The organism is Calothrix sp. 336/3, from assembly GCF_000734895.2.
Lineage (GTDB): Bacteria > Cyanobacteriota > Cyanobacteriia > Cyanobacteriales > Nostocaceae > 336-3.
The window spans coordinates 2,352,321-2,377,626 of sequence record NZ_CP011382.1 but is presented as its reverse complement, the minus strand read 5'-3'; the positions used below and the strand labels follow the sequence as shown (position 1 = coordinate 2,377,626).

Genomic DNA, 25,306 nt, shown 5'->3' with positions numbered 1-25,306 from the left:
CATGTAAGTAGGAAGGCGTAATACCAATTCGCAATGCTCCGTGCGGGAGAGCTAATGCTAATGCAATTAAAAAATCTAGATTTAGCAATGGTTCCGTAGATTCCATCTGTAGCCTAATTTTAGAGAATTGGTATAATTATTTATAAAATGATTCACACTCGTTCAAACCCTGTGACATCAGAGTTCTGTACTGCTAGCTCATTTTAAATTTAATTCAACCTACCTACTTACACGGGACTTATTATGATTTTATGCAACCGAATATTTTGGTGAAAATTTCACCGCAAACCCTAACGAATCTCAGCCTTTGTGATAGTTTCGCATCGCTTTAGTTATCTTTTTCCATTTCTCCTTTTCGGCAATATATTCCCTTTGGTCTTGTTTTGTTTCCATGTACTTAATTTCCCTCTGTAATTTTTGGTAATTTGCAAACCGCGATGCATCCAAACTCCCATCCTGCAAAGCTTGTCGTACCGCGCAACCCGGTTCATGTTTGTGTTGGCAGTCGCGAAAACGACATTGCTGTGCTAATTCCTCAATGTCTGCAAAGCTTCCCGATATACCTTCGTCCCCACTCCACATCTGTAATTCGCGCATCCCTGGAGTATCGATTATTAATCCTCTGTTGGGTAGTCGGAGCAATTCCCGATGGGTGGTAGTATGTTTCCCGCGATTATCCCCCTGACGCACCGTTTGGACTGTCTGTACCGTTTCACCCAGGAGTTGGTTGGTAATCGTTGATTTACCTACCCCGGAAGAACCCAATAAAGCTACGGTTTGTCCCGGTTGCAAGTATGTTTGAAGTGCTTCTAATCCTTGACTCGTGGCTGCACTAATAGTGATAATTGGTACACCTAAAGCAACTGACTCAACTTCTGCCAAACATTCCTCCAAGTTGGGGCAGATATCGGCTTTGTTGAGAACAATTACAGGATTGGCTCCGCTTTCCCATGCCAGAATTAGATAGCGCTCGATGCGTCTGGGGTTAAAGTCACCATCCAAACCAGACACTAAAAATACCGTATCGATGTTGGTGGCTACTATTTGCTCTGTGGTTTCCGCACCAGATGCTTTACGGGAAAATTTGCTTTTGCGGGGTAAAATCTCGTGGATAGTTGCGGTTTTTTCCTTTTCCCTGACGCGGATCACAACCCAATCGCCGACTGCGGGAAAATCTTGGCGTTTGTTTGCACGGTAGCGTAATTTACCTGTAACTTCCGCCGATAATTCAGCATTTTCACTTTGCAGAATGTAACTATTTCTGCACTCAATTACAACCCTAGCCACCGAAAATCCTTGGTGATGGTAGGGTGTAAAGTGGTTGGCAAAAAAATCATTCCAACCCCATAATTCCAAATTCATTGTAATTTCCTCAATACGTGTTACTTGTGTGACACAAGGCACGCAGAAGAATATATTAGTTCATCCCCAAGTTGTTTACACCTAATTATCTAGATTGGAAAAGCAAGATTGAAAAATCTAGATAGAAAAAGCGAGATAGGGAAAGTTAAACCAACAATTCTGCTCCTTGCGTCGGTTTTGTGGCGATATTTCGACAGAGATGGCAGTAAAGACAGTCATAGTTCAATCTCCTATTGTCAAATCGAGCAAATTTATATTTTGAGAATAGCTATTTAACACATAGCCATCTAGTTATTAACAACTGCGGATAGGGTGATTCCAGAAAAGCTGAAAATTTTCATAGTCTCTCCAAGCAAAATTTATTGATTCTATCTTGCGTCCTAATTTGCTGATTTCCATAGTTTGCTGAAGTGATGCGTAGTAATGAAAACTCCGTATTCCACTGCAACGAGTTTGGATAGATTTATTGCCGATAAGTACAATTCCTGGGATTGGCTATTTCAATTTGGTGGATGTGTATCCTCCGCAAAATTTGGGAACACTAGATGCAGCTAATGAATATTTCCGGTTGTCATCTAGCTTAAGGAACATTCTGTTTATGTCTATCGAGCAACTCCAACCTGCTACACCGCAACAAGCAAGTGTATATCTCCCCTACGTCCAAGGAACTAAGCGCAATTTCTTGCCCTATGCTATTGGTCTGTATCAAAAAGGGGTTTTAGAAGGACATCGTAAAATCGAGGGTAGCGAGAATATTCCCTTTGTCGCTACATGGAATGTTGCCACCCTACCTTCTGACTTGACTCGTTGCCGAATACAGTTTGATGCAGATGGTGATTTGAGCTATGAAATCATGATGGCAAGCTTTGAGTTTATTAACTGTCTGATTGAAATGATTGAAAACTACAAGCGCTATCGGGTTACAGATTTTTCTCAGCCATTTTACCGCAAATTATTGAAAATCGAAGAATAGGCTACCGATAATCCCATCCTCAGAGCATGGGAAAATCTCAACAATTTCAAAGTCATGTACAGCCGCGATCGCTTGTCTAGTCCTAAAATTAATAAACACCAAGCTGGGTTGTGCTGACTTTTGAAATCTAGGAGTGCATTAGTGCCAAAATCCGCTAGATATTTGCTGATTGGTTCCACAGAAGCCTATAGTGGTAAATCTGCAACAGTGCTGGGGTTGTCTCATCTACTACAGCAAAAGGGACTAGACATTGCCTATGGCAAACCTCTAGGAACTTGTTTAAGTGAGTCTGGTGATAGTTTGGTTGAAGACGATGTGCAATTTATTTCTGCCAGTCTCAACCTCCCAGAAAACCGGATAATACCGACGATGTTAGCTTTAGATGATATCTCGGTGCAAAGAAGATTACGCGGTGAAGACAAAATAGACTATCAAAAATCTCTCTTACAACAACAACCAACATCTCCAGGTGATTTGGTGCTGCTGGAAGGGGCAGGCAATTTGCAAGAGGGTAGTCTATTTGGTTTATCTTTACCCCAGGTTGCGGAGGTAGTAGACGCTGCTATTATCCTGATTGTCCGCTATCAGTCCTTGCTTTCTGTGGAAGGGTTAATCTCTGCTAAACAGCGTCTAGGAAACAGGTTAATTGGTGCTGTGATCAACGACGTACCCGCAGAACAACTACAAGCTGTTGATACTATCATCCGTCCCTTTTTGGAAGAGCGAGATATTCCGGTGCTGGGTATTTTGCCGAAAAGTGACTTGTTGCGAAGTGTCAGTGTTCGGGAATTGGTTCACCAACTCAAAGCTGAGGTTCTCTGTCGTGGCGATCGCCTAGATTTAATGGTCGAGAGTCTAGCAATTGGGGCGATGAATGTCAATTCTGCCGTGAAATATTTCCGCAAACGTCGAAATATGGCAGTTGTCACCGGTGGCGATCGCATTGAAATTCAACAAGCTGCCTTGGAAACTTCTACCCAATGTCTCATCCTTACCGGACAACTACCTCCACCTGCGTTTATCCTGAATCGTGCCGAAGAGTTGGAAATTCCCATTCTCTCTGTTGATTTGGATACACTCACCACCGTGGAAATAGTTGATCGCACTTTTGGGCAAGTCCGTGTCCACGAACCAATCAAAGTCCACTGTATTCGTCATCTGATGGATGAACATTTTGATGTTGACCGTTTACTCAACCTTCTGGGTTTGAGTCCAGCCACTGCCCTATCCTAAAAATTATCAATTAATTTTGCCATTGTGATAATTTCTACCACAGTTTAATGATGATATAAATACGTAGGGGTTCAAGTATTACTAAACTCCTACGCAAAATCTATATCTATCAGAGTTTTCGTGAATTGGTGTAAGGGTTAGAGTGTAGGGAAAAATATGATACGAGGGAAATAATCTGAACTTAGGTAACTATTCCCTTTGCTGTGATATGGAAGCAGCATTTCCTATACTCAACACCCTAAACCTTTTTCATATCTCTTGCCTTTTACCCTTAATAAGAATTCAATCGATAAAATTTTTCCAAACGCTATTGTGACAGGAGATAGGTTCCATATCACCAAATTAATTAATTTCAGGAATATTAAATTTTACTTGTTCTCATCAGGGATTATTTCGGTTTCTGCAATTAATTCATCAAAGCTATCTGGAAATGTCCCCCGCGCAACCATTTTGGTAAACACTTGATAACAATCATCTTTCGCTCCCTCTTTGCGGGGAAATCCTAACCACAAAATCACGATCGCTTTTAATTCGGGTGTATCAAAAGCCCGGAAAAATAACCGATATCTCTCCGGTAAACCCATTTTCTTAACTCTTCCGTAGCGTTTTAATGCTCCTGTCAAAGCAAAGTAGCTCGCAAAAGGATCGGAAGGGATTTTGGTTTCAACGGCAACAGTAATAGCAGCGAATAACTTCACCGTTGCATGGGTTTTAAACTCACTATTTGGTAGCTTTTCCTTTAATTTGGAAACACGGTCGAACAATTCTTGGTACTGAGTTCCAAATAGTTGTGGATGAAAATAAATCTCCCAACCATTACTGACAAAATTAGCCATCTTCGAGCAATTCGTCCTCTAATTCCACACCCTCAATTAATTTATTTGCAGCCTCAGACATTTCGGTCGTGTAAGGTTGCAAGCTATTATTTTTTAATGCTTCCGTCGTGGCAAAGTCGAGAAATAGCAGCATAATTAGCGAATCGACCTCCTCCTCTTCTTCAATAGATTCGGGAATAATTTTGACGATCGCGGTGTAGGGAGACAATACTTCTATCCAACTGGAAGCATTCGCAAACTGGGGATATTCGCGGTAAAAATCTGCTGGCAATCGAAATCCCGCACTGTTACCAATTTTAGTGCTACGAATTTTGTAGGGGTTGCTCATGATGTACATACGTGATGTACTTACATAATAGCAATTTGTGGAGAGACTTTGGGGAAGTTGTATTTCATCTGATTGGGAAACGCTACATTACAACCAATTACCAATTAAAACATAGGCAGACCAAAAACTAGGGGCGTTGTAGTTCGGGTGTTTGAGTAGGCTTAATTGGGCACGACGTAGGGCTTCCACCTTGGTAATATTACTGTTTTTCAACTGTTGATAAAACTCACCGACAAATTGGGCTGTGGATTCGTCGTCAATTTGCCACAGGGAGGCTACGGTACTTTGGGCACCGGCGCGAATGGCTGCTCCAGCTAATCCTAGGGCGGCACGGTTATCACCGGCGGCAGTTTGGCAAGCACTGAGTACTAGAAGTTGTACCGCATCGGGTTTATTTTGCACCCTACCCCGGAGAATACTATCAAATTGGATGACATTGATGGGTCCGTCGGCGGCGAGAATAAAGGTTTTGTCGGCGCGGGAGGAGAATTCGCCGTGGGTGGCGAGATGGAGGATATTAAAGGGGGCGGTATTGACTTTATTTTCTAAGGCTTTGGTTGTAAATTGTTGGTCGAGTAATTGGGTGGTACGTACTCCTGCATCGGTAATGAGTTGCAATTCGGCTTTGATGGCAGGGAGGGGAGGAAATTGGCTAAAGTTGGCGGGGGGTGAGGTGAGTCCGGCGGTGAGGGCGTTAAGTTGCTTGCGTAGTAAGGGTTTGGGGTTGAGAAGTTGCAAGCCGACACTGAGGGAAACGGCATATTTTTCAATCAGGTATGCTTTGCCATCGTAGAGGGATGCTAGGGGGATGTTACGTAAAGCACCATCGGGGACAAAAACTAGGGTGTTGACATTGCTGGTTTGTAATTCTGAGGCGATGGGTTGAATTAGCCAGTTGTAGAGTTTTTGGGAGTCGGTGTTGATGGCTTTGATGGCGGAGGGTTTGATCAGGTTTTGCCGGAGTTGGCTGATGGTTTTCTCGACTTCTATCTGGGAAACTGGGGTGCTGTAGTATTTCAGGGGTTTTTGGGGAATTTTGACGATGACTTGTAGGGTATTTGGGAGAATGATGGGGTAGAGGATGGCGGCGGTGGGGTTATCTTTGTCTACGATTTGATCGAGAATGACTTTTTGCCCTTGCAGACAAGCTTCGCGGAAAAAGTTATCGAGCTCGGCGAGTTGTAGGGCTTCCATACGGAGGCGGGCTGTTTCGAGGGTTTTTTCGTCGGCTTTACCCTGGAGACTTTGGAGCAGGAGGGCGACGGATTCGCGGTAAACGGGTTCAACGCTATCACGGAAGTTGAATTGGACTTCGGGGTTGACGGCGGCTAAGTCACTACGCAAGGATTCGAGGGTGGATACGGTAGCATCATAGGCTGCGATCGCCCCTGGAATATTTCCCTTGGCTTGGAGTAGTCTACCTAGTTGCCATTGCCATCTGTAGCTAATTTCTGGGGCGTTGCTACCCTGGGATAATAGGAGGGCTTGTTGGGTGAGTTTTTGTGCTTCTGCTAGCTGTCCATTGCGTTCATATAATCCCCCTAGAGTGCCTAAACCGTAGGCTTCTGCGCGCTTGTCGCCGATGGTTTGAGCGTTGCGGATGGCGGTGGCGAGGATTTGGGAGGGGGAAGTCTGATTGTCGGTTGGTAATGATGGTATTTTTACCAGACTTTGGGTGAAGTTGATTTGAGCGTAGATGGCTGCACGGCTAGGGGTTAATTGCTGTAAATGGGTGGCAATGGCAGGAATCAGGGTTTGGGCGGCGGTATATTTTTTTGCAGAGATGAGCAGACTTAACTGGTTGAGTTGGGCTTGGGTTTGCAGCAGTGTGGAGGGGGCAGTTGCGGCTGCTTGTTGGTAATAGGAGAGGGCTGAGGTAATTTCTTGCTGACTGCGGGCGTTGTTTCCTAAACTCAGGAGACTGGCGGCGATATCTGCATTGGAGTTGAGTTTTTGCGCGATCGCCAGACTGGCTGTGAGGGCGGTTTGGGATGGGGCTAAATTGCCGATTAATTCTAGGGTTTCACCTAGCGATCGCAGTGCCCTGGCTTTTTCTAGGGTATCAGGCTGATTTTGGAAATTCTTCCCCAATTCCTCCAGTATTTTCACTGCCTGGGTGTAGTTACCTGCAATACGTAACCCTTGGGCTTGATTGAGTCGATTGGGTGTAACTGCCCCAGATTTTAGTTGTAGATAAATCTTCTCAGACTTCTGCCAAGTTCTCACCGCAGTCTCTGCTTCCCCGGTGGTTAATTGCAGTTTGCCCAGAATATCTAAACTTTGCGCCACAATCAGAGGATGGGTAAGATTCTCTGTTTTGCCGTAGCCTAAAATACTTAAACTTTCCGCGATCGCCGCCCTTGCCTCTGTCCAATTTCCCAACTGCTGATGTGCTAGAGACAGATTACTCAATGTTACTGCCAGTTCTAAAGTTTTTCCCTGGTGTCGATAATTTTGCTCAACCTGTTGTAATACTTGCGCTGCTTCGTGATAACGTCCGCGATCGTACAGAGCTTTGCCATCAGCTAAAGAAGAGGTAATTTTTTCAGTAGGAATTGTGGGAATGTTTGCCCAAGTTGGAGAGTTGACAAATAAAATCATCAATAAACAAATTAATGCAATGCGCCATTTTTTCATCAACCTGAAAATAGTCATTCTTTCCCCCATCCCTCTACAATTCCCTGAGAAAACTGTACCTATCTTCCACCAAAATAGCCTGAAAATAAACCTATTTACTATGACATCAATTTTAAACTCCACTATCCTGGTAAAAGGATGTACCAATTAGTTGAGCTAGATACTGCAATAGACTGGCTGATAAATCTCCATCTGTATTAACTTCCTAATATTCTCGGATGACATCAAAATAATTAAGCGCATAAGATGCAGTTAATACTACCGTGCATCAAATATGATGCTTGCCTGATGGAGTTTTATTCTGACGAACTTTTTAAGATAGACAAAATTCAACTGAAGGTTGGGAAAAGCTCAAAAGCTATATTTTCAGATATAGCACATGTAATAAGTCAAAGAACAAGCTTTGGCAAATGTATCTAAGATATCCAGTTCTTAGTAATTATCATTTAACACAATATTTACCATAACTTTAAAATGAAAATAGATTTAATTAAAAAAATTGTTGCATCAGAATCATTACGATTAGGTAAACAATGGGTTGATGTCAACGACATTATTCAAATTTGTCAACAAAAGTATAATATAATGATTTCTCTTGGAGATGTTACTAATAATGATTTTCGTATATATAGAACTTATTCAAGAGTTTATATTGCATCAATTGAAGATTTTGGGATTTTTTATTCAGTTAGGACAAATACTGTACCTCAAGATTTTCAAGAAGAAGCTCCTATAGCTGAGGAGACTTCTCATAAAATTCAAACAGTTGTGAAGCTCAGGGATAAAAAAATTAGATGTAGAACAACTACTTTCAAAAACAACATTGTTAATCATCAACTTTGCAAACATATACCAAATATCCATAATTCTGAAGATTTTTACCAAGCTTTAGTTGGTATCTTAAATGATTTACAGGTATTTTCACCAGAGGAATCTTTAGAGATTATCAATTTATGTAAATATTTTTACCAAGTTTATAAACAACCTGTTAAACCATTACTCAATAATCTAGCATCAGGAATGAAATTAATAGATTTTTTACAGCTTCACGAATCATTTATCACCTATCAAGTAAACGAAGAATGGAAAGTATTTATTGAACCTAAGTGAATAATCAAAAGTTCAATATCTCTCAAAGATGATTCATATTCTCAGCTACAGATGACCTTTTTATGTGGGGAGAGATGGAAACCGAGGGTTACTTATAAAAATAAAATGAAAAATTGCTATCACATTGTATAAATACGGTTACTTCACAGTTATTTACTGATTATAATTTTTCTTGATTATCTTTTAAAATCTTATAAAATAGGTGCTTCAATCCATGACAAACCATAATGAAAATAGTAATAGTGATAGTTCAGTTCCAAACCATTACTATTCTAAACCATTTGGGAATAGAATTGAATTCAAAAAAACAGATTTTGGTTTAACTGTTTGTATACATCCATTGCAGAATACTATAAAGAAATCAGATACAAAAGCTTTAAATGTAATCAACGGATGTCTAGGGATTGTGATGATTATATTTATCCCTGCTTTAATTTTAATGAATATCCTCATGGTATTTATAGTAGTTTCTCTGATATATTTAATAGTATCTCAACTGTCAATACCAGCCTTGCTTATATTAGTTTTGGTTGGACTTTCTCCATTGCGATTTACCCTGGAAACTGATTATATTATTATCTCTCAATCCTCAAAGTTCAAACTATTAATAAATGAACGTACTTTTGTTTATGATTGGAGCTTTTTAGGTCTTAACTACCATGTAACTGGAAAAACGAAAGATTTAAGTTCTGTGAAAGTTGTAGAGTTCAATACCTTAAAAAAAGTAGGCTATCAAGGATATTTATGCCTAAATCAAGGGATTCGCTCTCATAAATTTGGCTTAGGATTGTTTAGATACGAGCAGGAATGGTTAGCTCAAGAAATTAATGCTTTTTTAGAAAAATTGCGCTCTAATCATCAATAAAAATGCTATAATTGTAATATCAACCTGTGAATAATTTAGTTGTAATTCCTATCCTTAAAAAGGATGACCAACGATAGAAAAATAAATACCGTTGTCTTGCCAGGAATTTCTCTCTCCACCAATATCAATTAAGGGAATACCCCACTCTAAGCGGGCTGTCAGATGGTCTTCTAGTTGCCAGCGTAGCCCTAATCCTACTGATAATAGGGTATCATTTTTTAATTCACCTGCGGAGTTGGGTCTACCTTGGCGGTTCCAAACTGTACCAAAATCGATGAAGGGAGTTAGTTGTAGTAGATTGCTACCTGGGGAAAAACGGGCAATGGGTAGTCTTACCTCTGCGGATGCAAATATGCCGTTATCAGTGAGTAGGGCATCTTGACGGTATCCTCTGACACTTTCTATGCCACCGATGCCAAATTGCTCAAAGGGGGGTAGAGGACGGTCACTAAACTGAATATCCCCACGGAGTAAGATGAAGGTATCGGGAGCTAGGAGACGTACCCATTGCCCTTGTCCCCGCCATGCGTAGAAACGACTATCAGGGGCGGTATTATTTATCGTGGAATTGAGGGCATCTAAACCAATACTAAATTGCGATCGCCCTGCTAAAACTTCCCTATTATTGCGTTGTGTCCATTCTTGGAAAAACCGCAACGCAGATATGCGAGTTCTACCCTGTTTATCTGCACCGGAAGCAGGAAAAGGTATTTCTCCATTCAAAAAACTAGCTTCACTCTCCCGTCTAGTAGCAGTTATACCCACGGCAAATTCCTGGGTAGGAGTCTGCATCAGAGGTTGACGCAAAGTTAACTCATAGTAGCGAGATTCTGACTGAATATCCAACACACTAAAAGGCTGTTCAATCACATTACTACTAGATGTGCCGTAACTCACAGCCAAAGTGCCATTCCGGGGATTGAGGGGGAGACTATAACTTAAATCAAAGGCATTGCTACCATCCGTGTTAGTATAACTGACATTCAAACCATCACCTAAACCGAAGAGATTCCCCTGACTCACCTGCAACTGTCTGCGGAAACTTCCCACCGATGGCGATCGCCCATTATCAGCACTCAAGGTGACATCAAAACTTTTTGCTTCCCGTACCGTCACTTCTAATACACTCTCTCCCACCTCTGTACCCGCAGCAAGTTCCGCCGAAATATTTGCAACCAGAGGATTTAACTGTAATAATTGTAACCCCCGCAATAGGCGATCGCGCTTGAGAGGTTTCCCTGTCACCAAAGCCAAGCGACTCCTGATATAGTTGGGATTTAAGCGCCTTGTACCCCTGACCTTTATCCCTTCCAAACCACCCTCAACTATCTGTATTTTCACGGTTCCGCCTTGTAGCTTTTGGGGTGGAATATATGCTCCAGAGGTGATATAACCATGATCGAGATACAACTGAGTAATGAGCGATCGCACCTGAAACAATTCTGCTAAACTAATCGGACGTTGGGTGTAAGGTTCAGTCACCTTGGCAAAATCTCCGGGGAAAAATACCGTACTTCCCATCACCTCAAATCTTTCCACAGTAATAGTTTCTGGTACATCACTGGGTGGAGTTTGCTCCGGATTAGTTTTCGGTGGTTGCAACAACTCATCTGGGGAGGGGAGAGGAGTTACAGGGGTTGCTTCCGGTAGGGGTTGATTGGAGGGTGGTTGATTTTGTCGAGGAGTATTTTGAGTTAGCTTGAAAGCTGGAGATAATTTTTGAGATGAAGCTTCTGCCTTTAAAGATTTTATATTGACTACATCCCCCATGACAGTCATTATCAACGAAATCAGCCAAAAATGAATATGGCATTTTGAGGATGAATGATGACTCATGATAGATGCTAAAAGATTTTGTGAAATTAAATTGGAGTATTGTTATACCAATTCTCCATGAAGATGCAACAAAAACTCTTCCTTTCTCCTTACCAAGGGGAAAGGTGCCGGAGGCGGATAGGGGTAAAATACAACTTGGTAATATAGCGCAACTTCGCAAAGAAATGATATTACCAATATTCCCACATCTGAGGACAACATATCTACACTTTTGCGGAAATATTATTCTTGTCTCTTTCTCCCTCCACCTCCCATCCTGCTGAATTATTATTTCTTTATAACTTTTTTCCTCACCCTTTGTATCGATGAATTCCTATGTATGCAAATAAACCCATAATTATTGCCCACCGTGGTGCTAGTGGATACCTTCCCGAACATACTTTAGCTGCATACGCATTAGCTATTGATATGGGTGCTGATTATATTGAACCAGATTTAGTGATAACGAAAGATGGTGTATTAATTGCTCGTCACGAAAATGAAATTTCTCAAACCACAGATATCTCTCTTCATCCTGAATTTGCCCATTTACAAACTAGCAAAATTATTGATGGTAAAGTTACCCAGGGATGGTTTACTGAAGATTTAACCCTAGCAGAAATCAAAACCCTATATACTCAAGAACGTATTCCCCATTTACGACCACAAAATACTGCATACAACGGTATATATCCTATCCCAACTCTGACAGAAATTATTGATTTAGTCAAAGAGAAAACTCAAACAACGGGACGCAAAATTGGTATCTACCCCGAAACTAAGCACCCAACTTATTTTCAAAATATTAATTTACCCTTAGAAGATAGTTTGATTACTCTCCTACATCATCATGGATATCAAGATAAAAATGCGCCGATTTTCATCCAATCCTTTGAAGTTGCTAACCTACAATATTTAGCAGAAAAAACCCAACTCCCTCTAGTACAATTAATTAATCACCATGGGCAACCCTACGATTTTACTCTCAAGCAAGGTACCCGTACCTATCAAGATTTAATTACACCCACAGGTTTAAGCAAAATTGCCAGTTATGCTCAAGCAATCGGTGTGCATAAGGATTTAATCGTACCTAGAAACCATCAAAATTATTTACAAGCACCAACTTCACTGATTCAGGATGCGCATCATGTGAATTTACTTGTACATGGGTGGACTTTTCGCAATGAAAATGAATTTCTACCCGCAAATTTTGCCGATAATCCCCAACAAGAGTACGAATTATTTTACTCCCTAGGTATCGATGGAATATTTAGTGATTTTCCGAATATTGCTATTTTCAGCTTAGGGCAATTCTCTAATTCTCATAATTAAACAAATAGATGGTGAGATATTTAATATTCCCAAACCTCTAGAAGAAATTTATTATTATGCCACGAGAAGTAATTGATTAAATAAATAACCCTCAACAAATTGTATTCATCTGCTCAAATCTAGCAATAATTAGCTATATTTACCTGAGAATCTATTTTCCAATTAATAAATCTCTTCTGATATCAAAAAAATGTGATATATACTATTATCTCATAGAACACCAAAAGCATTCTCAACTAATTTACAGGTAAATAAATCCAAAACTCAGTTCCTTCACCCTCAATCGAGATACATTTCAACTCTCCACCATGTTTTTGAGTGATAATTTGATGGCTAATAGAAAGCCCTAAGGATGTATCCTGATTTTTTAATTTTTCTCCTACAAAAGGTACAAACATTTGATTGATAAAAGTCTCAGACATCCCGCCTCCATTATCAGCAATGCTAATTGTTAAGTGCGTTTTATCTATCATTGTGCGAATCGTAATTGCCGGATTACTCATATTATCTTCTAACGCATCAATTGCATGACTGAGCAAATTTAAAAATACTTGATTTAACTGCCCCGGAAAGCATTCAATTTTTGGTAAATTTCCGTATTCTTTAAACAATTTAATCGTCGGACGTTGACGAGTCTCTTTTAAACGATGTTGCAGTATCATCAAAGTAGTTTCTATCCCTTCATGAATATCTACTGCTTTTTTCTTATATTCATCAGCAAGGGAAAACTTACGCAAGGAATACATGATTTGCTGAATGCGATCGCTACCCAACTTCATCGACGAAATTACCTTAGGTAAATCATCAAGGATGTGTTCTAAATCTATATTCTCACTAATTTTTTCTATCTCATCACCAGGAAGGGGAAAGTGTTGTTTGTATAGTTGAATCAGATGAATTAAATCTGCAACATACTGATTTGCATAATTAATATTATTAGAAATAAATCCTAGGGGGTTATTGACTTCATGGGCAACCCCAGATACAACTTGCCCTAGGGAAGATGTCTTTTCCCTCTGTACTAATTGTAATTGAGTTTTTTTCAATTCTTCCAGCGCTTGAGAAAGTTCTGATGTTCTCTCTAAAACCCTTTTTTCTAACTCCTGCTTTTGCTCATCTAGCTCTAAATTTAACCGTCTTAAGTTCAAGTGTACTTTAATTCTTGCCAAAACCTCTTCCTGTTGAAAAGGTTTAGTGATATAGTCTACAGCACCTAAATATAAACCTTTGACTTTTTCTTGCGTATCCGTCAAAGCTGTCATAAATATAATCGGAATATCCCTAGTTTCTGGCTGACTTTTTAATCTTTCACAGATTTCAAACCCATCCATACTCGGCATCATCACGTCTAGTAAAATCAGACTGGGTTGTTGTTTTGTCGCTTCACCAACAGCTATCTCCCCACGCTGATAAATATCCACATCATAACCAGCTTCAGTTAAGGTGACAAATAAAAAATCTAAACTAGCTTGACTATCATCAACTATTAAAATTAGTTCTTTCTTCTCTTTTTTGAAATCACCATTATCCATAGTAATATTAATATTAGTAGTCATAATTGGATGGTTGTCGTTGATGATTCATCAACCGAGAAAATGATTCTGACGATAAGAAAAACATACAAATTTATTAATCAAAATCAAAGATAGACCAATGATTTTAATTATTTCATAACATATATGCTATTATAGTATTATTTAAAACGTGCCTACACCGAATTACTACTTAATTGACCGCGATAATTGCTACACATAGCCATGACATTGAAATACAGCCTAGATTTAAAGCTGCAAGGGTTAGAGGTGGGAGGTTAAGAGTATCTATACCTATGGTGGGTTGGGTATTGTCACGAGTTTACACACCAATCCTTACCCAAGTATATCTGTGGTATTGGGAAAATTAGTATAAGATATTGCGGATAACAAGTAAAATTTATCAGATTCAAGGCAAAATTGACATCAGTAACTATGTTATTTTATCGAGGCTGCTATAAAATGTTATGCAATCTCATAAAATTGCTGAAATCTGTATCGAGTTAGGAATATCAGGATGAAAGTTTGGATTGCTTGCTTTTTGTTGTTATTTGCCTTAGCACAATTTTTCGATTGGATAGAGGAGCTTTCTTTGCCACTACCTATTTATATCTTAGGGGGTGCATTTCTTGCGGTTGCTTCTAATTATGACAAACTTTTTGGTACTTATCTCAAAAATGAAAAGATGATAGCAACCCCTGTAGAGCAAATTGATTCTTCTCTGGAAATAGATACTGCTAATTTCTTAGGGGTTGAGAGTGAAAGCAAGAATATTTTAATTTCCGAAGGAGAAAACTTATCTCCATAAATAATGGAATTTATCTGATGTGAGCAGGTGAACTATGTATCAGATTTTTTCCCTTCAGAGACAAGTTGAGCTAGAATATTGCCTGTAATTTCAAGGAGTTGGTCTAAGAGAAAAGCAATTACACTAATATAGATAACACCTTGAACCATAGAATTATAGTTATTTGTTTTGTAACTATTCCATACTAAATATCCTAAACCTTGATTTCCAATTAACATTTCCATGGTTATTACAACTAACCAGGCAACCCAAATTGCGAATTGCAAACCATCAAAAATGCGATTAATGACTATGCGAAAATTATTGCCTTGATTCCGTCCTAAATGTATACCTGTTGAGGTATTGAGAATAATTGACCAAAGAGAACTGAGAAAAACAATGATTATTTTGGCAGCTTCTTTCTCTGGTAATAAAATCAGGAAAATTGGTAGTAAGGTGATGGGCAAAAAGCTATAGGGAATTTTAATTATCCACTTGAAAAATTGATAGATAAAACCGTTAATACCTAAGATAACACCAAGAACAATCCCAATTGCGGCGGCAGGAATGTAGCCTATAAATAATAATTGTAGGCTAGAAATGAAGTCGGAAATTATACTACTGACCATGCATCAAGTTTTCATTGACAATATTGAGAAAATGCTGTGGCGAAGGTATACCAGAGTTATCAGACAAGCGATTTGTATGGCACTTAATCCGAGAAATATCGGATAATCTGGTTTGACAAATTCTACCAAAAAACGAAAACTTAGATAGGAAACTAAATAAAATTTAAATAAATCACCAGATTTGTATTGGTAGTGACGATGGTTGTGTAAAAATATTAGCAGAATCAGTAAAAAAATAATTTCATAGATTTGGGTGGGATGACGAGAAACACCATCTCCGAAATCGATTCCCCAAGGTAGGTTGGTGATAATTCCGTAGGTGCGATCGCTCAATCCGGTGAGAAAGCAACCTATTCTACCAATTGCCGTACTGATAATAGCTGGATAGACCAGAATATCACTGATATTATCTTGAGGATAGAAGGTTTTGTGGACAAGTTCTATACAAATTGCCGCACCAATCACTGCACCAACAATGGTTTTACCGGAAAATAAGAGCAAAATCATTGCCTGGGGATTGGGGAGTAACAAAGGTAGATATTGCCACCAACTCAACACCTTAGCACCAATGAAAGCGCCGATTAATCCAGTGACGCTGACGATCGCTAGTTGTGAGGATGAAATTTTGGCTTGATTAGCATTGTAGAGAACTAAAATTAACCCTGTTAGGTAGGCGATCGCCTCAAATAAAAAATGCGGATGTATCCGCAGGGAACCTAACCAAAAATATACAGGAAAGGTCATGGAATTCGTGGAATAATTGACTGAAAATAATTGAATGTTACTTACCCATATTCCGCTTCATTTGCTCTAATTCTGCTTCCGTTTCCCAACGACTAAATTGTGCTTCTAACTCATCATAATTAGTTGGATTTTTATTGCGCCAAGCGTTAGTTTCCACACGCTGCTGTGTTTGTGCTTGGGTGCGTGCTGTTTGTGCTTCCGTTGCCTTTGCTTGCACTTCTTGGCGACGTTGTTGGATTTTACCGAGCAATTCCTTAGCTTGGCTAATGCGTTCTTTCACACCCTGCATTTGTCCCCATTGTTGATTCCCCTGTCGCAGTAATTCCGCTTCCCTTGCCTGTGCTTTGACTGCTAAGTCTTCTCTGTTGGCATTTTGAGCTTTTTGCACCCGAATATGCCACCTCTGAATCTCCTGAGCAGTTGTGAGAATTTCTTCCTGCGATCGCTTCTCCTGTACCTGCAAATCTGCAATCAATTTCAGGGTATCTTCTTCTTGTTCTCGTAGTTGTTCGAGTAGTGCTTCTAACTCCAAATGGGGGTTATTACGCAAGAATTCCTCTAAACGACTTTCCAAAAACCGACTCACATCGTCAAATAAGCCCACTGTCACAACTCCACAGGTCAAGTATGCCTTTTCAGGGTAACTGAAACTCCCTAATTATTCTAGTGTAACCAAATCGGAGTATGAGACGGTTATTCATGAAGCCCTATTAGAGAAAATAGGCTGAACAAACGCGATCGCCATCGTGTCACCCCACCACCTAAAACCTGATCGCTAACGCACCAAGTACTGAATGACTGACGATAACACTAATATAAATTCCCAAACTTGGCGTAGTAGTAACCCAAAGTAGACCAACAATACAGGAATATCAACGATAAAATTATTACCAGCACTGCGATTTGTTACTCATAATTTTTCTTGTCCTAAAAATCCACATCAATCTCAATCTCTTCCGTAAAATCATTAGGAGCTATCTGCTTCCCTACTTGAATATCATCACTAAAATCAATAATTTCCCCATCAAAAAAATGTGCCAATCGTTGGGCAGCTATTTCCAGTTCATCTGGTTCCCAATTCGCAGTCGGTGGTGGTGTGGTATGCAAGGCAGACGGAGCGGCAACTGGTTCAGGTTTGGCATAGCTGGCGACTGGTTGGGCAACTGGTTGTATGACGGGCTGTACGACTGGTTGTACGACGGGCTGTACTACTGGCTGTACTGAAGGATATTGTTCAACTACTGGCGTTGGTTCGTAGGTAGGTGCGGGTGTGTGATGTGCGGTGGGTGGGTTTTGCCCTGTTTCTAGAGGTGTGGGAGCAACTGAATTTACCGGATTTGGCTGAGTTGCGGGGGCAGAATTATTGACTGCTTGGTTAGCAACAAAACTCACCTTAATTTTTTTCTGACTAGTACGCCAAAATGCGGCTTCCACATCGGGTATTTTGCCCTGTGCCAGCTTGACTAATTTCGGTGGTACCCCCACGGTGGCTGAGGTTTCACTGATGCTTAATAAGCGCCCATGCTCCTTGAGTAATGCTTTGGGTGGTACTGGTAAGGCATTGAGAACTTGTTGCCATATTTCTTCTAGGGATGTATCAAAGGAGACTGGGTTAACAGGTTGGGGTAGTTGTTGGGGTGCTGGTTGAGAGTTAGCAGGTGGGGGTGCTTGTTGGGGTGCTGGTTGATAGCTAACAGGTTGGGGTGCTTGTTGGGGTGCTGGTTGATAGCTAACAGGTTGGGGTGCTTGTTGGGGTGCTGGTTGAGAGTTAACAGGTGGGGGTGCTTGTTGGGGTGCTGGTTGATAGCTAACAGGTTGGGGTGCTTGTTGATAGCTAACAGGTTGGGGTGCTTGTTGGGGTGCTGGTTGAGAGTTAACAGGTTGGGGTGCTTGTTGGGGTGCTGGTTGATAGCTAACAGGTTGGGGTGCTTGTTGGGGTGCTGGTTGATAGCTAACAGGTTGGGGTGCTTGTTGGGGTGCTGGTTGATAGCTAACAGGTTGGGGGGTAGCGGAGGGGAGTAAACCGAGGAGGGTGACTTCTAGCCACAGACGGGGTTGGGTGGTATTTTTGAGTTGGATTTCGCTGGTTCTGAGGTGTTGTTGTCCGACTAGTATATTTGTGGTGTCGAGTTGTTGGGCAAAGCTTACCATGGCTTGCCAGGTTTCTGAGGTGCAGGGTACTAAGTCGCTGCGGGTGGGTGCGGTTTTGGCAATTAGTAAGTCGCGGTAGAAAGATGCCAGGTTTTGTAAGATAACTAGGGGTTCTCGTCCCCTATCCAGGATTTTACGGGTGGAGTCAAGGACAATTTCAGCATTGTTACTGGCGATCGCCTGCACCAACATTAATAAATCTCGCTCACTCACAGAGCCAACTAAATCCCAAACCTGATCGGGTGTGACTTCTGCGGTTAACAAACCCAATTGATCGAGCAAACTTTCCGCATCCCGTAACCCACCTTGGGAAATTTGTGCTACCAGGGTAATCGCTTCCTGGTTGATGCTGATATTTTCCTTGTCGGCGATCGCCCGCAAATGTTGCACCATGGCATCCAGAGGAATCCGCCGAAAATCAAACCTCTGACAGCGAGAAATAATCGTCGGTAGGACTCTTTGGGGGTCAGTTGTTGCTAATACAAATACAACGTGTTTCGGTGGTTCTTCAAGGGTCTTAAGTAGCGCATTGAACGCCTGATTACTCAGCATATGGCATTCATCCACCACATACACCTTATACCGACACTGCACGGGAGCAAATTGAGCTTTTTCAATCAGTTCTCGAATATTGTCCACACCTGTATTACTGGCAGCATCGATTTCAATCACATCCAAGGAATAACCCTTAGTGATTCCCTGACAAACATCGCAAACACCACAGGGTTGGGCTGTAGGCTTGTCACTTTTGAGACAATTGAGAGATTTGGCTAAAATCCGCGCGCTGGAAGTTTTACCCGTTCCCCTTGGTCCGGTAAATAGATAAGCAGGAGCAATTTTTTCCCCATTAATGGCATTAGTCAGAGTAGTGGCGATCGCCTCTTGCCCCACCAATTCAGCAAAACTCTTGGGACGATACTTGTGATGTAGCGGTACGTAAGACATAGATTTGTCGCTTCGATGCCTATCTATACTCTGTGGGTAGCGCCCAGTCAACTTTTTCAGATTTAGGGCTTATACATTTTAAATGGGAATGGGTCTATTAGTGATTTTGTCTGTTAAATCACCCATGAGTCACAACAATCAGGATTAATAGCTGATTTTTCATTGTTCATAGATTCTTAATTTCATACATTAGTACTATGATACATCTATACTAATAAAATTATCTCACGCCTTTTGTCATAGACACGGCTACAATTTTAGGGGTAATAACACTCAAAAGGGTGTGGGAGATGCTAAAACGGCTAATTCAATGGTTAAAAAAATTATTCCAAAACCTGTTTGGTGGCAAAGGGAAAGCAGGTGGTAAGGTTGATAATAGGGTAGAGAAAGCACCACCACCACCTCTGACCGACACAGATTTAGAATTTCTCTTCACTCAGCTTCTAGAAGGAGTTCATCAAGCGCGGGGACAAGCTTGGGCGCTGAAATGGCTACATAATATTGAACATCGTGTTCCTACAGAACGTTGGGTTGATTGGTTGCAACGCTTTGGCGACAAATTATTAGCATCTGCCACACCTAATAATGAGTTAGCTTCTCGTTTAGTTGCCCTAGGTGAGATAGAAGTTGGCAAAGTTGGTGACACAGCTTACGACATCGGTATGCAATTATTAACCCGCAACCAAGAGGAACCGATTTGGGAGTATGGTGGACCAGATGGAGAAGGAGAAGCTATCGATTTTCAAGTAGCAACCCAGGGGGAAGAATCTAGCACCATTGCAGAAGGTGAAGAATTACCGGAGGGAGAATTTCAAACCGTCACCCTGGAAGAATTGTTGGGTATGATGCAAGAGGATGAAAACCTGCGTCAGCTGATTGCCCAGCAGTTAGGAATCGAAACAGACGATCCAGAAGTTATTATTCAGGCACTAATTCAACAAGCGCAAGCTGGAGATGAAGAGTAGTCTCCTAAGCTGATGTGCAGCTAAATTGTATAACAGAAAATTTAAAATCATCGTAGTGCGGGCATCTTGCCCGCGTTTGGCACACAAATCATCAGATATTATTAAGCCAATTCTGTAGTCTCCGATTCTGATACGATAATAATCACCATCAGAAGATTTAAGCTTTTTAATATTATTTATATCTCCAAGGCTTTCAGCTTTTTCGATTTCTTCAATAACGGCTTGTATTCTTTGTAGTAAATTTTCATCTAGAATTTTTCTCAAATCTTTTTCAAAGCTCTTTCTAAACTCAACATTCATCCTTGATTTCCCAAGATTTTAAAAATTACCTCTCGACTTACTGTTTCTGTATTCTCACCTTCCTTAATGGCTTTCTCTAAAGCAATATCCTCAATAATTTCTGATAATAAATCGGAAAATACATCTTTTTGTTCTTGGATAACTTCTGTAAGTGCAAGTTTAAATATTTGCTTAATTTTATCTTCGTCCAGGTTAATTTCTGTCATATTATTCTCTTCAGATTTAGATTGATACTAGCATAGCGATACCTATGGTGGTGTACTACGCGGTCAATTTTACCATCCGATATCGCCTTTTATCCTCTCAAACTGTAAAGTTAGAAGAAATTCTCAACTACCAGAAGACAAATTACCAAAGGTGATATTTCCCGCAGTACCGATATTAATCCCAATGTTGCGATCGCCTACAATTCCCACACCGTTATTAACTTGATTGCTAATCCCGCGAATCGTTTCCTCTGCTTTTGTGCTTCATGTGCGTCACACTTCGCAACCACCGTTGATGGCTGAGAAAGTAGAGGGAGAGGAAGAGTTTTAAAGTTGATGCGGTCAATTTAGTGCAAATAAAATAGAATCAATTTTCTATGTTTTGTTTGAGAGTGGTTTATATATCCAAGGTGTTGTTGGATTTCTTCGAGCGATTCTAAGGCATATAATGCATTATAACCGTTATTTTTTTGGAGTAAATTTTGATTATTTAAAATATTGATTAAGTTAATCATCGTTACCTCTGATTTTATTTCTCCCAGGGCGGATGCAGCACTGTCAGATACAGATGTATTTTCATCTTCGAGAAGTTGAATTAATCCTGGGATAGCAGCCTCTGACTTGATTTTTCCCAAGGCAGATGCGACACTTATAGATAATTCTTCATAACTCCCAGAACAAAGTTTAATTAAATGAGGAATTGCTTTCTCTGATTTTATTTCTCCTAAAGCATTTACGAGTTCAGGACGTATACCACTGATTAAATATATATTTTTATCTTCAAGAGATTTAATTAACCCAGGAATTGCTGACTCGCATTTGATTTTTGTCAGCGCTATTGCAGCTCTACTGCGTTTATCGAAATCTTCATCTTCTAAAATCTTCATTAAACCAGGAATTGCAGCCTCTGATTTGATGTTTGCCAGAGCAAATATAGCTTTTTTGCGTACTGAATAATCTTCATTATCGAGAAGTTTAATTAATTCCGGAATTTTTGCATCACTTTTGCTTTTAATTAGCAACTTTACAGCAATTGCAGATACAAAATCATTCGCATTATGAAGAAGTGTAATCAATTTAACAATTGGCACTGGATATTCTATTTTTTCTAAAGCAGATTTGACTATATCCCTTACACGATAGTTTTGATATTCGAGAAGTTGAATTAATTTTGAAAATGCTACTTCAGAATTGATTTCTGTCAGGGCACGTAGAGCACCACTAAATGCATGATAATTTCCACGTATACCTGGATTTACACATTCGATAATCTCAATTAATCCAGGAATTGCTTGTTCAGAATTAATGTGTATCAGGGTATCTACGGCTTTTTCACTTATAATACGATCTTCATATGTTATGTGTTTTCCATATTTTATGAGTGCAATTAATCCAGGAATTGCTTCCTCAGATTTGAGTTGTCCCAGAGCGAATAAGGCTATTTTTCTATAATTTTTGTGATTTAGAAGTTTGACTAATTTTGAAATATTTGTTTCATAATTGATAGTTTTTTGGGATTTATTTGCATGATTGTCTGTCTGATAATTTTCATTTTCGATATATTTTACTAATGCTGAAATTACTGTTTCTGATTTGATTTCTATCAATGTTTTTTCTGCATATATACGTACATCAATATCATCGTCTTTGAGACATTGAATTAATTCGGGAATTGCGGCTTCTGATTTTATTTCTCTCAGGGCATATACAGCTAGCCAGCGTACAGATGAATTACCATCTTCGAGAAGCTTTAGTAATTGTGGGATTGCCGCTTCTGACTTTATTTCTCCCAGAGCAGATATAGCGTTTCTGCGAACAAATGAACTGTCATCTTGAACAAATGAATTTTCATATTTAATAAGCTTAATTAATTCCGCTGTAGATGATTCAGACTCCATTTTCTTCAATGCTTCTATGACTTCTTTACGTACATATGAATCTTCTTGGAGAAGTTGAATTAGTTTAGGAATTGCAGCTTCATATTTTATTTCACCTAAGGCTTTTATGACATTACTACGAACAGATAGACTGTCATGTTCGAGAAGCTTAATTAATTGTGGAATTGACGCTTTAGATTTTATTTTTCCCAGTGCATATTCAGCATTCCAGCGTATGTTATTATCTTCATATTCGAGAAGTTTAATTAACTCCATAATAGCTGATTGTGATTCAATTTTTCCCAGAGCAGATTGTGCAATTGATCGTAAATTACTATTCTCATAATCTGTTAATTTTATAATTTTAATTAACTCAGGAATTGCGTCCTCAGATGTGATGTCTTCCAGTAGAATTGCAGCAGTATACCTTACATCTCGATTCTCATGCTGTAGAAGTTTTATTAATCCAGGAATAGCGGTTTCTGATTTTATTTCTCGTAGAGCATGTACGGCTCTATAACGTACATCGGAATCTTCGTATTCGAGAAATTTCATTAATTCGGGAATAGAAGCATTTGATTTCGCACTTTCCAAAAGTCTAATTTTTAACAACGGAGGAATATTCAAACTTTTAACCAACGCAACTGTCTTCTCCTGCCACTCAACCTTAACCTCTCCTGCTAACCTAGCTCCCAATTGCCAATCAACCTGCAAAGCCAACCTGACAACTCGCAATGCTAAACCCTCATTTGACAACAATCCCATCATCAAAGCTGCGGGTTCTGTCCATTTTAAATGATTCAAATAATTCCACTGCAATTCCTCATCACTTTGCTGCCCTTCTTTCTGCTTCTCTACATATTCTGCTAACCATTTACCTGCAAAATATTCTTGAAAAGTCGGATGATAAAAAGCATAAACTTCCTCTTGAATATCCGATTCTGCGGCAATCCCAACTTTATTTAACCATCCCAACTTTAACGCCAAACAAAACAACGAATCTTCTTCGTCAGCATCTCCTAAGACACTGCTTACCAAACCATATTTGAGCCGAAATCGAGCAACTTCCCCATCGATCGCAATCTTTGCTAGCTCTCCCAAAGCTGTATTTAATTCTCGTTGCTGCTTCTCTTTTGTTTTAAAACGGTTCGATTTCCATTTATAAAAATAGTTGACAAACAAAGAATAAAGCCCTGCTTTCGTCTCTGGTAAACCTTTAGCTGAACTTTGCCAAGTTGCACACAACAGTGTTAATCGGAGAGGATTTTTGACTAAATCTTGGATGCGTTGATGTCCGGGTTTACTTAATTCCTGCCACAATTCCTCAGCTTGATGATTCGTTGTATGGGAATTTCGCGGTTTAAACCAATTTTCGATAAACTGCTTTACGTCTGAGGGATAATTAAAATCCAATAATCTGTAGGTTTCAAAATCCTCCAACGCATTGAGATTTCCTTCCCACACATTTACTCGACAGGTTAAAACCACCCGCGATTTGGCTATCCACCCTACTAATTGGGATGATATTGCTTCTAAGGGTGAACTATTGCTCATGGCAATTTCGTCTACCCCGTCTAACAATAACCACACCTGTCCCGATGTAATTTGATTAGTAAACTCGGTTTTAATAGCAGGAGTTACATTTGCGATCGCCCTCCCCAACCAAGATTCTTGTAAATGCTCTCTAAAGTCTTTAAGACTACCATCTGGAAGTTGTAAATCTGCAAGGGAAATCCAAATTGGTAAACCCAAATTTTTGTCTAAAATCCAAAACGCGATCGCCTGCAATAATGTAGTTTTTCCAGCACCAGGTTCCCCAATCAATGCAATCCGTTTTCCTTGGGTTTTCCCATTACCCTGCTGTAAAATTTGTTCCAAAAAATCATCATGCTTGAACTTCTGTTTTTCCTGATACTCAGATGGTTGTAGAAGTTGGGAACCAAATTCTGGGGATATATTTTCTTGACGTTTCTCGGTTTTGGTACGCTCTACCAGTGCGAGGGGAACATGAATTTCATCAAATTCAAATTTCGTGTCATCATCCAACAATAATTGATTGGTGGTTAAACGCTTGTACTTTCTCAGCATTTCGCCACAAATATTGTGCCAATTGATGCTAGTGTTACTAATTTCTGGAATTGGGGAATTTTGGGAAGAACTATTCTTCGGATGTTCTCTCCACTTTCGTTTGATAACTTCTAGATTTGCCTCTATCGTAGCTGTTTGATGTTTAAGCGTTAAAGAAAATTTCCAAGGTGCATTTTTTCTCAATCGTTCGTCTTCAAACAATCCTAGTTTCCGCAAAGAATCGAGTACGATTTGAATTTCGTCTAATTCCTTTAATTGCATGTTTTTGGGACATTTTAAGCTTTTTCCTGCGGCTTTTATCTGGGTGAGTAAATCTTGCTTTGTCGTCCCAACTTCTGATGTACGGCTTCTTTTTCCACTGATTTGCTTCGTTGTATAACCCGTAACTCGCAACCGATGATTTTCCCACCTGACAACAAGTGGTGCTTTTACATCACCTAATTCCTGCTCCCCCAATTCCAACAAAGCAGCAACTAGTGCGATCGCGTTTTCTAATACCGAATCATCCCGACGACTATTCCTTACCATCAACCAAAATATAAATGAAATATTAAGAAATCTCGTTTCCCCAAACGGAAAAACTTCCCCAAA

20 protein-coding genes are annotated in these 25,306 nt (G+C 39.9%); 7 read left to right on the top strand and 13 right to left on the bottom strand.

The genetic code is table 11. From position 1 onward, the window contains the following. Positions 1-300 precede the first annotated feature (300 nt). Complete coding sequence (gene rsgA / locus IJ00_RS10000) at positions 301-1,362, bottom strand: ribosome small subunit-dependent GTPase A (RefSeq protein WP_035152596.1); 1,062 nt, start codon at positions 1,360-1,362, stop codon at positions 301-303. Between the two features lie 598 nt (positions 1,363-1,960). On the opposite strand from rsgA, the gene ebsA reads away from it, so the two are divergent. Beyond that, positions 1,961-2,335, top strand: coding sequence for a type IV pilus biogenesis protein EbsA (gene ebsA / locus IJ00_RS09995; protein WP_035152593.1), 375 nt, complete (start codon positions 1,961-1,963; stop codon positions 2,333-2,335). 141 nt (positions 2,336-2,476) lie between these two features. Next, positions 2,477-3,568 (top strand): phosphotransacetylase family protein, encoded by a 1,092-nt coding sequence (locus IJ00_RS09990; protein WP_035152591.1) that lies wholly within the window; start codon positions 2,477-2,479, stop codon positions 3,566-3,568. A 368-nt stretch (positions 3,569-3,936) separates the two neighbouring features. On the opposite strand, the gene IJ00_RS09985 is transcribed toward IJ00_RS09990, so the two are convergent. From IJ00_RS09985 to IJ00_RS09975, 3 genes are all read right to left on the bottom strand, one after another. After that, a complete protein-coding gene (locus tag IJ00_RS09985) occupies positions 3,937-4,404 on the bottom strand; it encodes a type II toxin-antitoxin system YhaV family toxin (protein ID WP_035152587.1) in 468 nt (155 codons plus the stop codon). Then, positions 4,397-4,732, bottom strand: coding sequence for a hypothetical protein (locus tag IJ00_RS09980; RefSeq protein ID WP_035152583.1), 336 nt, complete (start codon positions 4,730-4,732; stop codon positions 4,397-4,399). The genes IJ00_RS09985 and IJ00_RS09980 overlap by 8 nt, the downstream gene beginning before the upstream one ends. 87 nt (positions 4,733-4,819) lie before the next feature. Further along, the gene (locus tag IJ00_RS09975; RefSeq protein ID WP_046814992.1) at positions 4,820-7,387 is read right to left on the bottom strand and encodes a CHAT domain-containing protein; all 2,568 of its coding nucleotides are present in this window, start codon (positions 7,385-7,387) and stop codon (positions 4,820-4,822) included. 456 nt (positions 7,388-7,843) lie between these two features. Between IJ00_RS09975 and IJ00_RS09970 the strand changes: the two genes are divergently transcribed. Together IJ00_RS09970 and IJ00_RS09965 are read left to right on the top strand one after the other, a co-directional pair. After that, entirely contained in the window at positions 7,844-8,479 is a 636-nt protein-coding gene (locus IJ00_RS09970; RefSeq protein WP_035152581.1) for a hypothetical protein, read from the top strand. A gap of 214 nt (positions 8,480-8,693) precedes the next feature. Next, the gene (locus IJ00_RS09965) at positions 8,694-9,344 is read left to right on the top strand and encodes a hypothetical protein (RefSeq protein ID WP_035152578.1); all 651 of its coding nucleotides are present in this window, start codon (positions 8,694-8,696) and stop codon (positions 9,342-9,344) included. A 54-nt stretch (positions 9,345-9,398) separates the two neighbouring features. Here IJ00_RS09965 and IJ00_RS09960 read toward each other — a convergent pair whose 3' ends face one another. Then, positions 9,399-11,180, bottom strand: a complete 1,782-nt coding sequence (locus tag IJ00_RS09960; protein WP_035152576.1) for a ShlB/FhaC/HecB family hemolysin secretion/activation protein — start codon at positions 11,178-11,180, stop codon at positions 9,399-9,401. A 315-nt stretch (positions 11,181-11,495) separates the two neighbouring features. On the opposite strand from IJ00_RS09960, the gene IJ00_RS09955 reads away from it, so the two are divergent. Continuing rightward, a complete protein-coding gene (locus IJ00_RS09955) occupies positions 11,496-12,491 on the top strand; it encodes a glycerophosphodiester phosphodiesterase (protein ID WP_046814783.1) in 996 nt (331 codons plus the stop codon). Positions 12,492-12,727: 236 nt separating this feature from the next. Here the strand turns inward: IJ00_RS09955 and IJ00_RS09950 are convergent, their stop codons facing one another. Next, on the bottom strand, positions 12,728-14,047 hold the full coding sequence (locus IJ00_RS09950) for a response regulator (protein WP_046814782.1): 1,320 nt from the start codon (positions 14,045-14,047) through the stop codon (positions 12,728-12,730). A gap of 493 nt (positions 14,048-14,540) precedes the next feature. Between IJ00_RS09950 and IJ00_RS09945 the strand changes: the two genes are divergently transcribed. After that, positions 14,541-14,831 carry a hypothetical protein gene (locus IJ00_RS09945; RefSeq protein ID WP_046814781.1) on the top strand — a complete coding sequence of 97 codons (291 nt, stop codon included), beginning with the start codon at positions 14,541-14,543 and terminating at the stop codon, positions 14,829-14,831. A 32-nt stretch (positions 14,832-14,863) separates the two neighbouring features. Here IJ00_RS09945 and IJ00_RS09940 read toward each other — a convergent pair whose 3' ends face one another. The 4 genes from IJ00_RS09940 to IJ00_RS09925 form a co-directional block, all read right to left on the bottom strand. Then, the gene (locus tag IJ00_RS09940; protein ID WP_035152572.1) at positions 14,864-15,439 is read right to left on the bottom strand and encodes an ABC transporter permease; all 576 of its coding nucleotides are present in this window, start codon (positions 15,437-15,439) and stop codon (positions 14,864-14,866) included. 3 nt (positions 15,440-15,442) lie between these two features. Further along, positions 15,443-16,183 (bottom strand): prolipoprotein diacylglyceryl transferase, encoded by a 741-nt coding sequence (locus IJ00_RS09935; RefSeq protein ID WP_035152569.1) that lies wholly within the window; start codon positions 16,181-16,183, stop codon positions 15,443-15,445. A 37-nt stretch (positions 16,184-16,220) separates the two neighbouring features. Further along, positions 16,221-16,787 (bottom strand): TIGR04376 family protein, encoded by a 567-nt coding sequence (locus IJ00_RS09930; protein ID WP_035152565.1) that lies wholly within the window; start codon positions 16,785-16,787, stop codon positions 16,221-16,223. A gap of 323 nt (positions 16,788-17,110) precedes the next feature. After that, positions 17,111-19,279, bottom strand: a complete 2,169-nt coding sequence (locus tag IJ00_RS09925) for a DNA polymerase III subunit gamma/tau (RefSeq protein ID WP_035152561.1) — start codon at positions 19,277-19,279, stop codon at positions 17,111-17,113. A 290-nt stretch (positions 19,280-19,569) separates the two neighbouring features. Between IJ00_RS09925 and IJ00_RS09920 the strand changes: the two genes are divergently transcribed. Beyond that, on the top strand, positions 19,570-20,244 hold the full coding sequence (locus IJ00_RS09920) for a hypothetical protein (protein ID WP_035152558.1): 675 nt from the start codon (positions 19,570-19,572) through the stop codon (positions 20,242-20,244). On the opposite strand, the gene IJ00_RS27705 is transcribed toward IJ00_RS09920, so the two are convergent. The 3 genes from IJ00_RS27705 to IJ00_RS27080 all read right to left on the bottom strand — a co-directional run bounded on the left by IJ00_RS27705 (position 20,209) and on the right by IJ00_RS27080 (position 25,243). Continuing rightward, positions 20,209-20,544 carry a type II toxin-antitoxin system RelE/ParE family toxin gene (locus IJ00_RS27705; protein ID WP_082127304.1) on the bottom strand — a complete coding sequence of 112 codons (336 nt, stop codon included), beginning with the start codon at positions 20,542-20,544 and terminating at the stop codon, positions 20,209-20,211. The two genes, IJ00_RS09920 and IJ00_RS27705, sit on opposite strands and share 36 nt — an antisense overlap. Then, positions 20,541-20,750 (bottom strand): hypothetical protein, encoded by a 210-nt coding sequence (locus tag IJ00_RS09910; RefSeq protein ID WP_035152555.1) that lies wholly within the window; start codon positions 20,748-20,750, stop codon positions 20,541-20,543. The genes IJ00_RS27705 and IJ00_RS09910 overlap by 4 nt, the downstream gene beginning before the upstream one ends. A gap of 347 nt (positions 20,751-21,097) precedes the next feature. Beyond that, positions 21,098-25,243, bottom strand: coding sequence for a HEAT repeat domain-containing protein (locus IJ00_RS27080; protein WP_052754438.1), 4,146 nt, complete (start codon positions 25,241-25,243; stop codon positions 21,098-21,100). Between the last annotated feature and the right edge of the window lie 63 nt (positions 25,244-25,306).

What these genes read in the sequence shown, in the direction of transcription:
- IJ00_RS27080 (WP_052754438.1), bottom strand. Translation starts at nt 25,243, where the DNA reads ATGGTAAGGAATAGTCGTCGGGATGATTCGGTATTAGAAAACGCGATC.
- IJ00_RS09985 (WP_035152587.1), bottom strand. Translation starts at nt 4,404, where the DNA reads ATGGCTAATTTTGTCAGTAATGGTTGGGAGATTTATTTTCATCCACAA.
- IJ00_RS09965 (WP_035152578.1), top strand. Translation starts at nt 8,694, where the DNA reads ATGACAAACCATAATGAAAATAGTAATAGTGATAGTTCAGTTCCAAAC.
- IJ00_RS09970 (WP_035152581.1), top strand. Translation starts at nt 7,844, where the DNA reads ATGAAAATAGATTTAATTAAAAAAATTGTTGCATCAGAATCATTACGA.
- IJ00_RS09910 (WP_035152555.1), bottom strand. Translation starts at nt 20,750, where the DNA reads ATGACAGAAATTAACCTGGACGAAGATAAAATTAAGCAAATATTTAAA.
- IJ00_RS09960 (WP_035152576.1), bottom strand. Translation starts at nt 11,180, where the DNA reads ATGAGTCATCATTCATCCTCAAAATGCCATATTCATTTTTGGCTGATT.
- IJ00_RS09945 (WP_046814781.1), top strand. Translation starts at nt 14,541, where the DNA reads ATGAAAGTTTGGATTGCTTGCTTTTTGTTGTTATTTGCCTTAGCACAA.
- IJ00_RS09975 (WP_046814992.1), bottom strand. Translation starts at nt 7,387, where the DNA reads ATGACTATTTTCAGGTTGATGAAAAAATGGCGCATTGCATTAATTTGT.
- IJ00_RS09935 (WP_035152569.1), bottom strand. Translation starts at nt 16,183, where the DNA reads ATGACCTTTCCTGTATATTTTTGGTTAGGTTCCCTGCGGATACATCCG.
- ebsA (WP_035152593.1), top strand. Translation starts at nt 1,961, where the DNA reads ATGTCTATCGAGCAACTCCAACCTGCTACACCGCAACAAGCAAGTGTA.
- IJ00_RS09925 (WP_035152561.1), bottom strand. Translation starts at nt 19,279, where the DNA reads ATGTCTTACGTACCGCTACATCACAAGTATCGTCCCAAGAGTTTTGCT.
- IJ00_RS09955 (WP_046814783.1), top strand. Translation starts at nt 11,496, where the DNA reads ATGTATGCAAATAAACCCATAATTATTGCCCACCGTGGTGCTAGTGGA.
- IJ00_RS09980 (WP_035152583.1), bottom strand. Translation starts at nt 4,732, where the DNA reads ATGAGCAACCCCTACAAAATTCGTAGCACTAAAATTGGTAACAGTGCG.
- IJ00_RS09940 (WP_035152572.1), bottom strand. Translation starts at nt 15,439, where the DNA reads ATGGTCAGTAGTATAATTTCCGACTTCATTTCTAGCCTACAATTATTA.
- IJ00_RS09950 (WP_046814782.1), bottom strand. Translation starts at nt 14,047, where the DNA reads ATGACTACTAATATTAATATTACTATGGATAATGGTGATTTCAAAAAA.
- IJ00_RS09920 (WP_035152558.1), top strand. Translation starts at nt 19,570, where the DNA reads ATGCTAAAACGGCTAATTCAATGGTTAAAAAAATTATTCCAAAACCTG.
- IJ00_RS27705 (WP_082127304.1), bottom strand. Translation starts at nt 20,544, where the DNA reads ATGAATGTTGAGTTTAGAAAGAGCTTTGAAAAAGATTTGAGAAAAATT.
- rsgA (WP_035152596.1), bottom strand. Translation starts at nt 1,362, where the DNA reads ATGAATTTGGAATTATGGGGTTGGAATGATTTTTTTGCCAACCACTTT.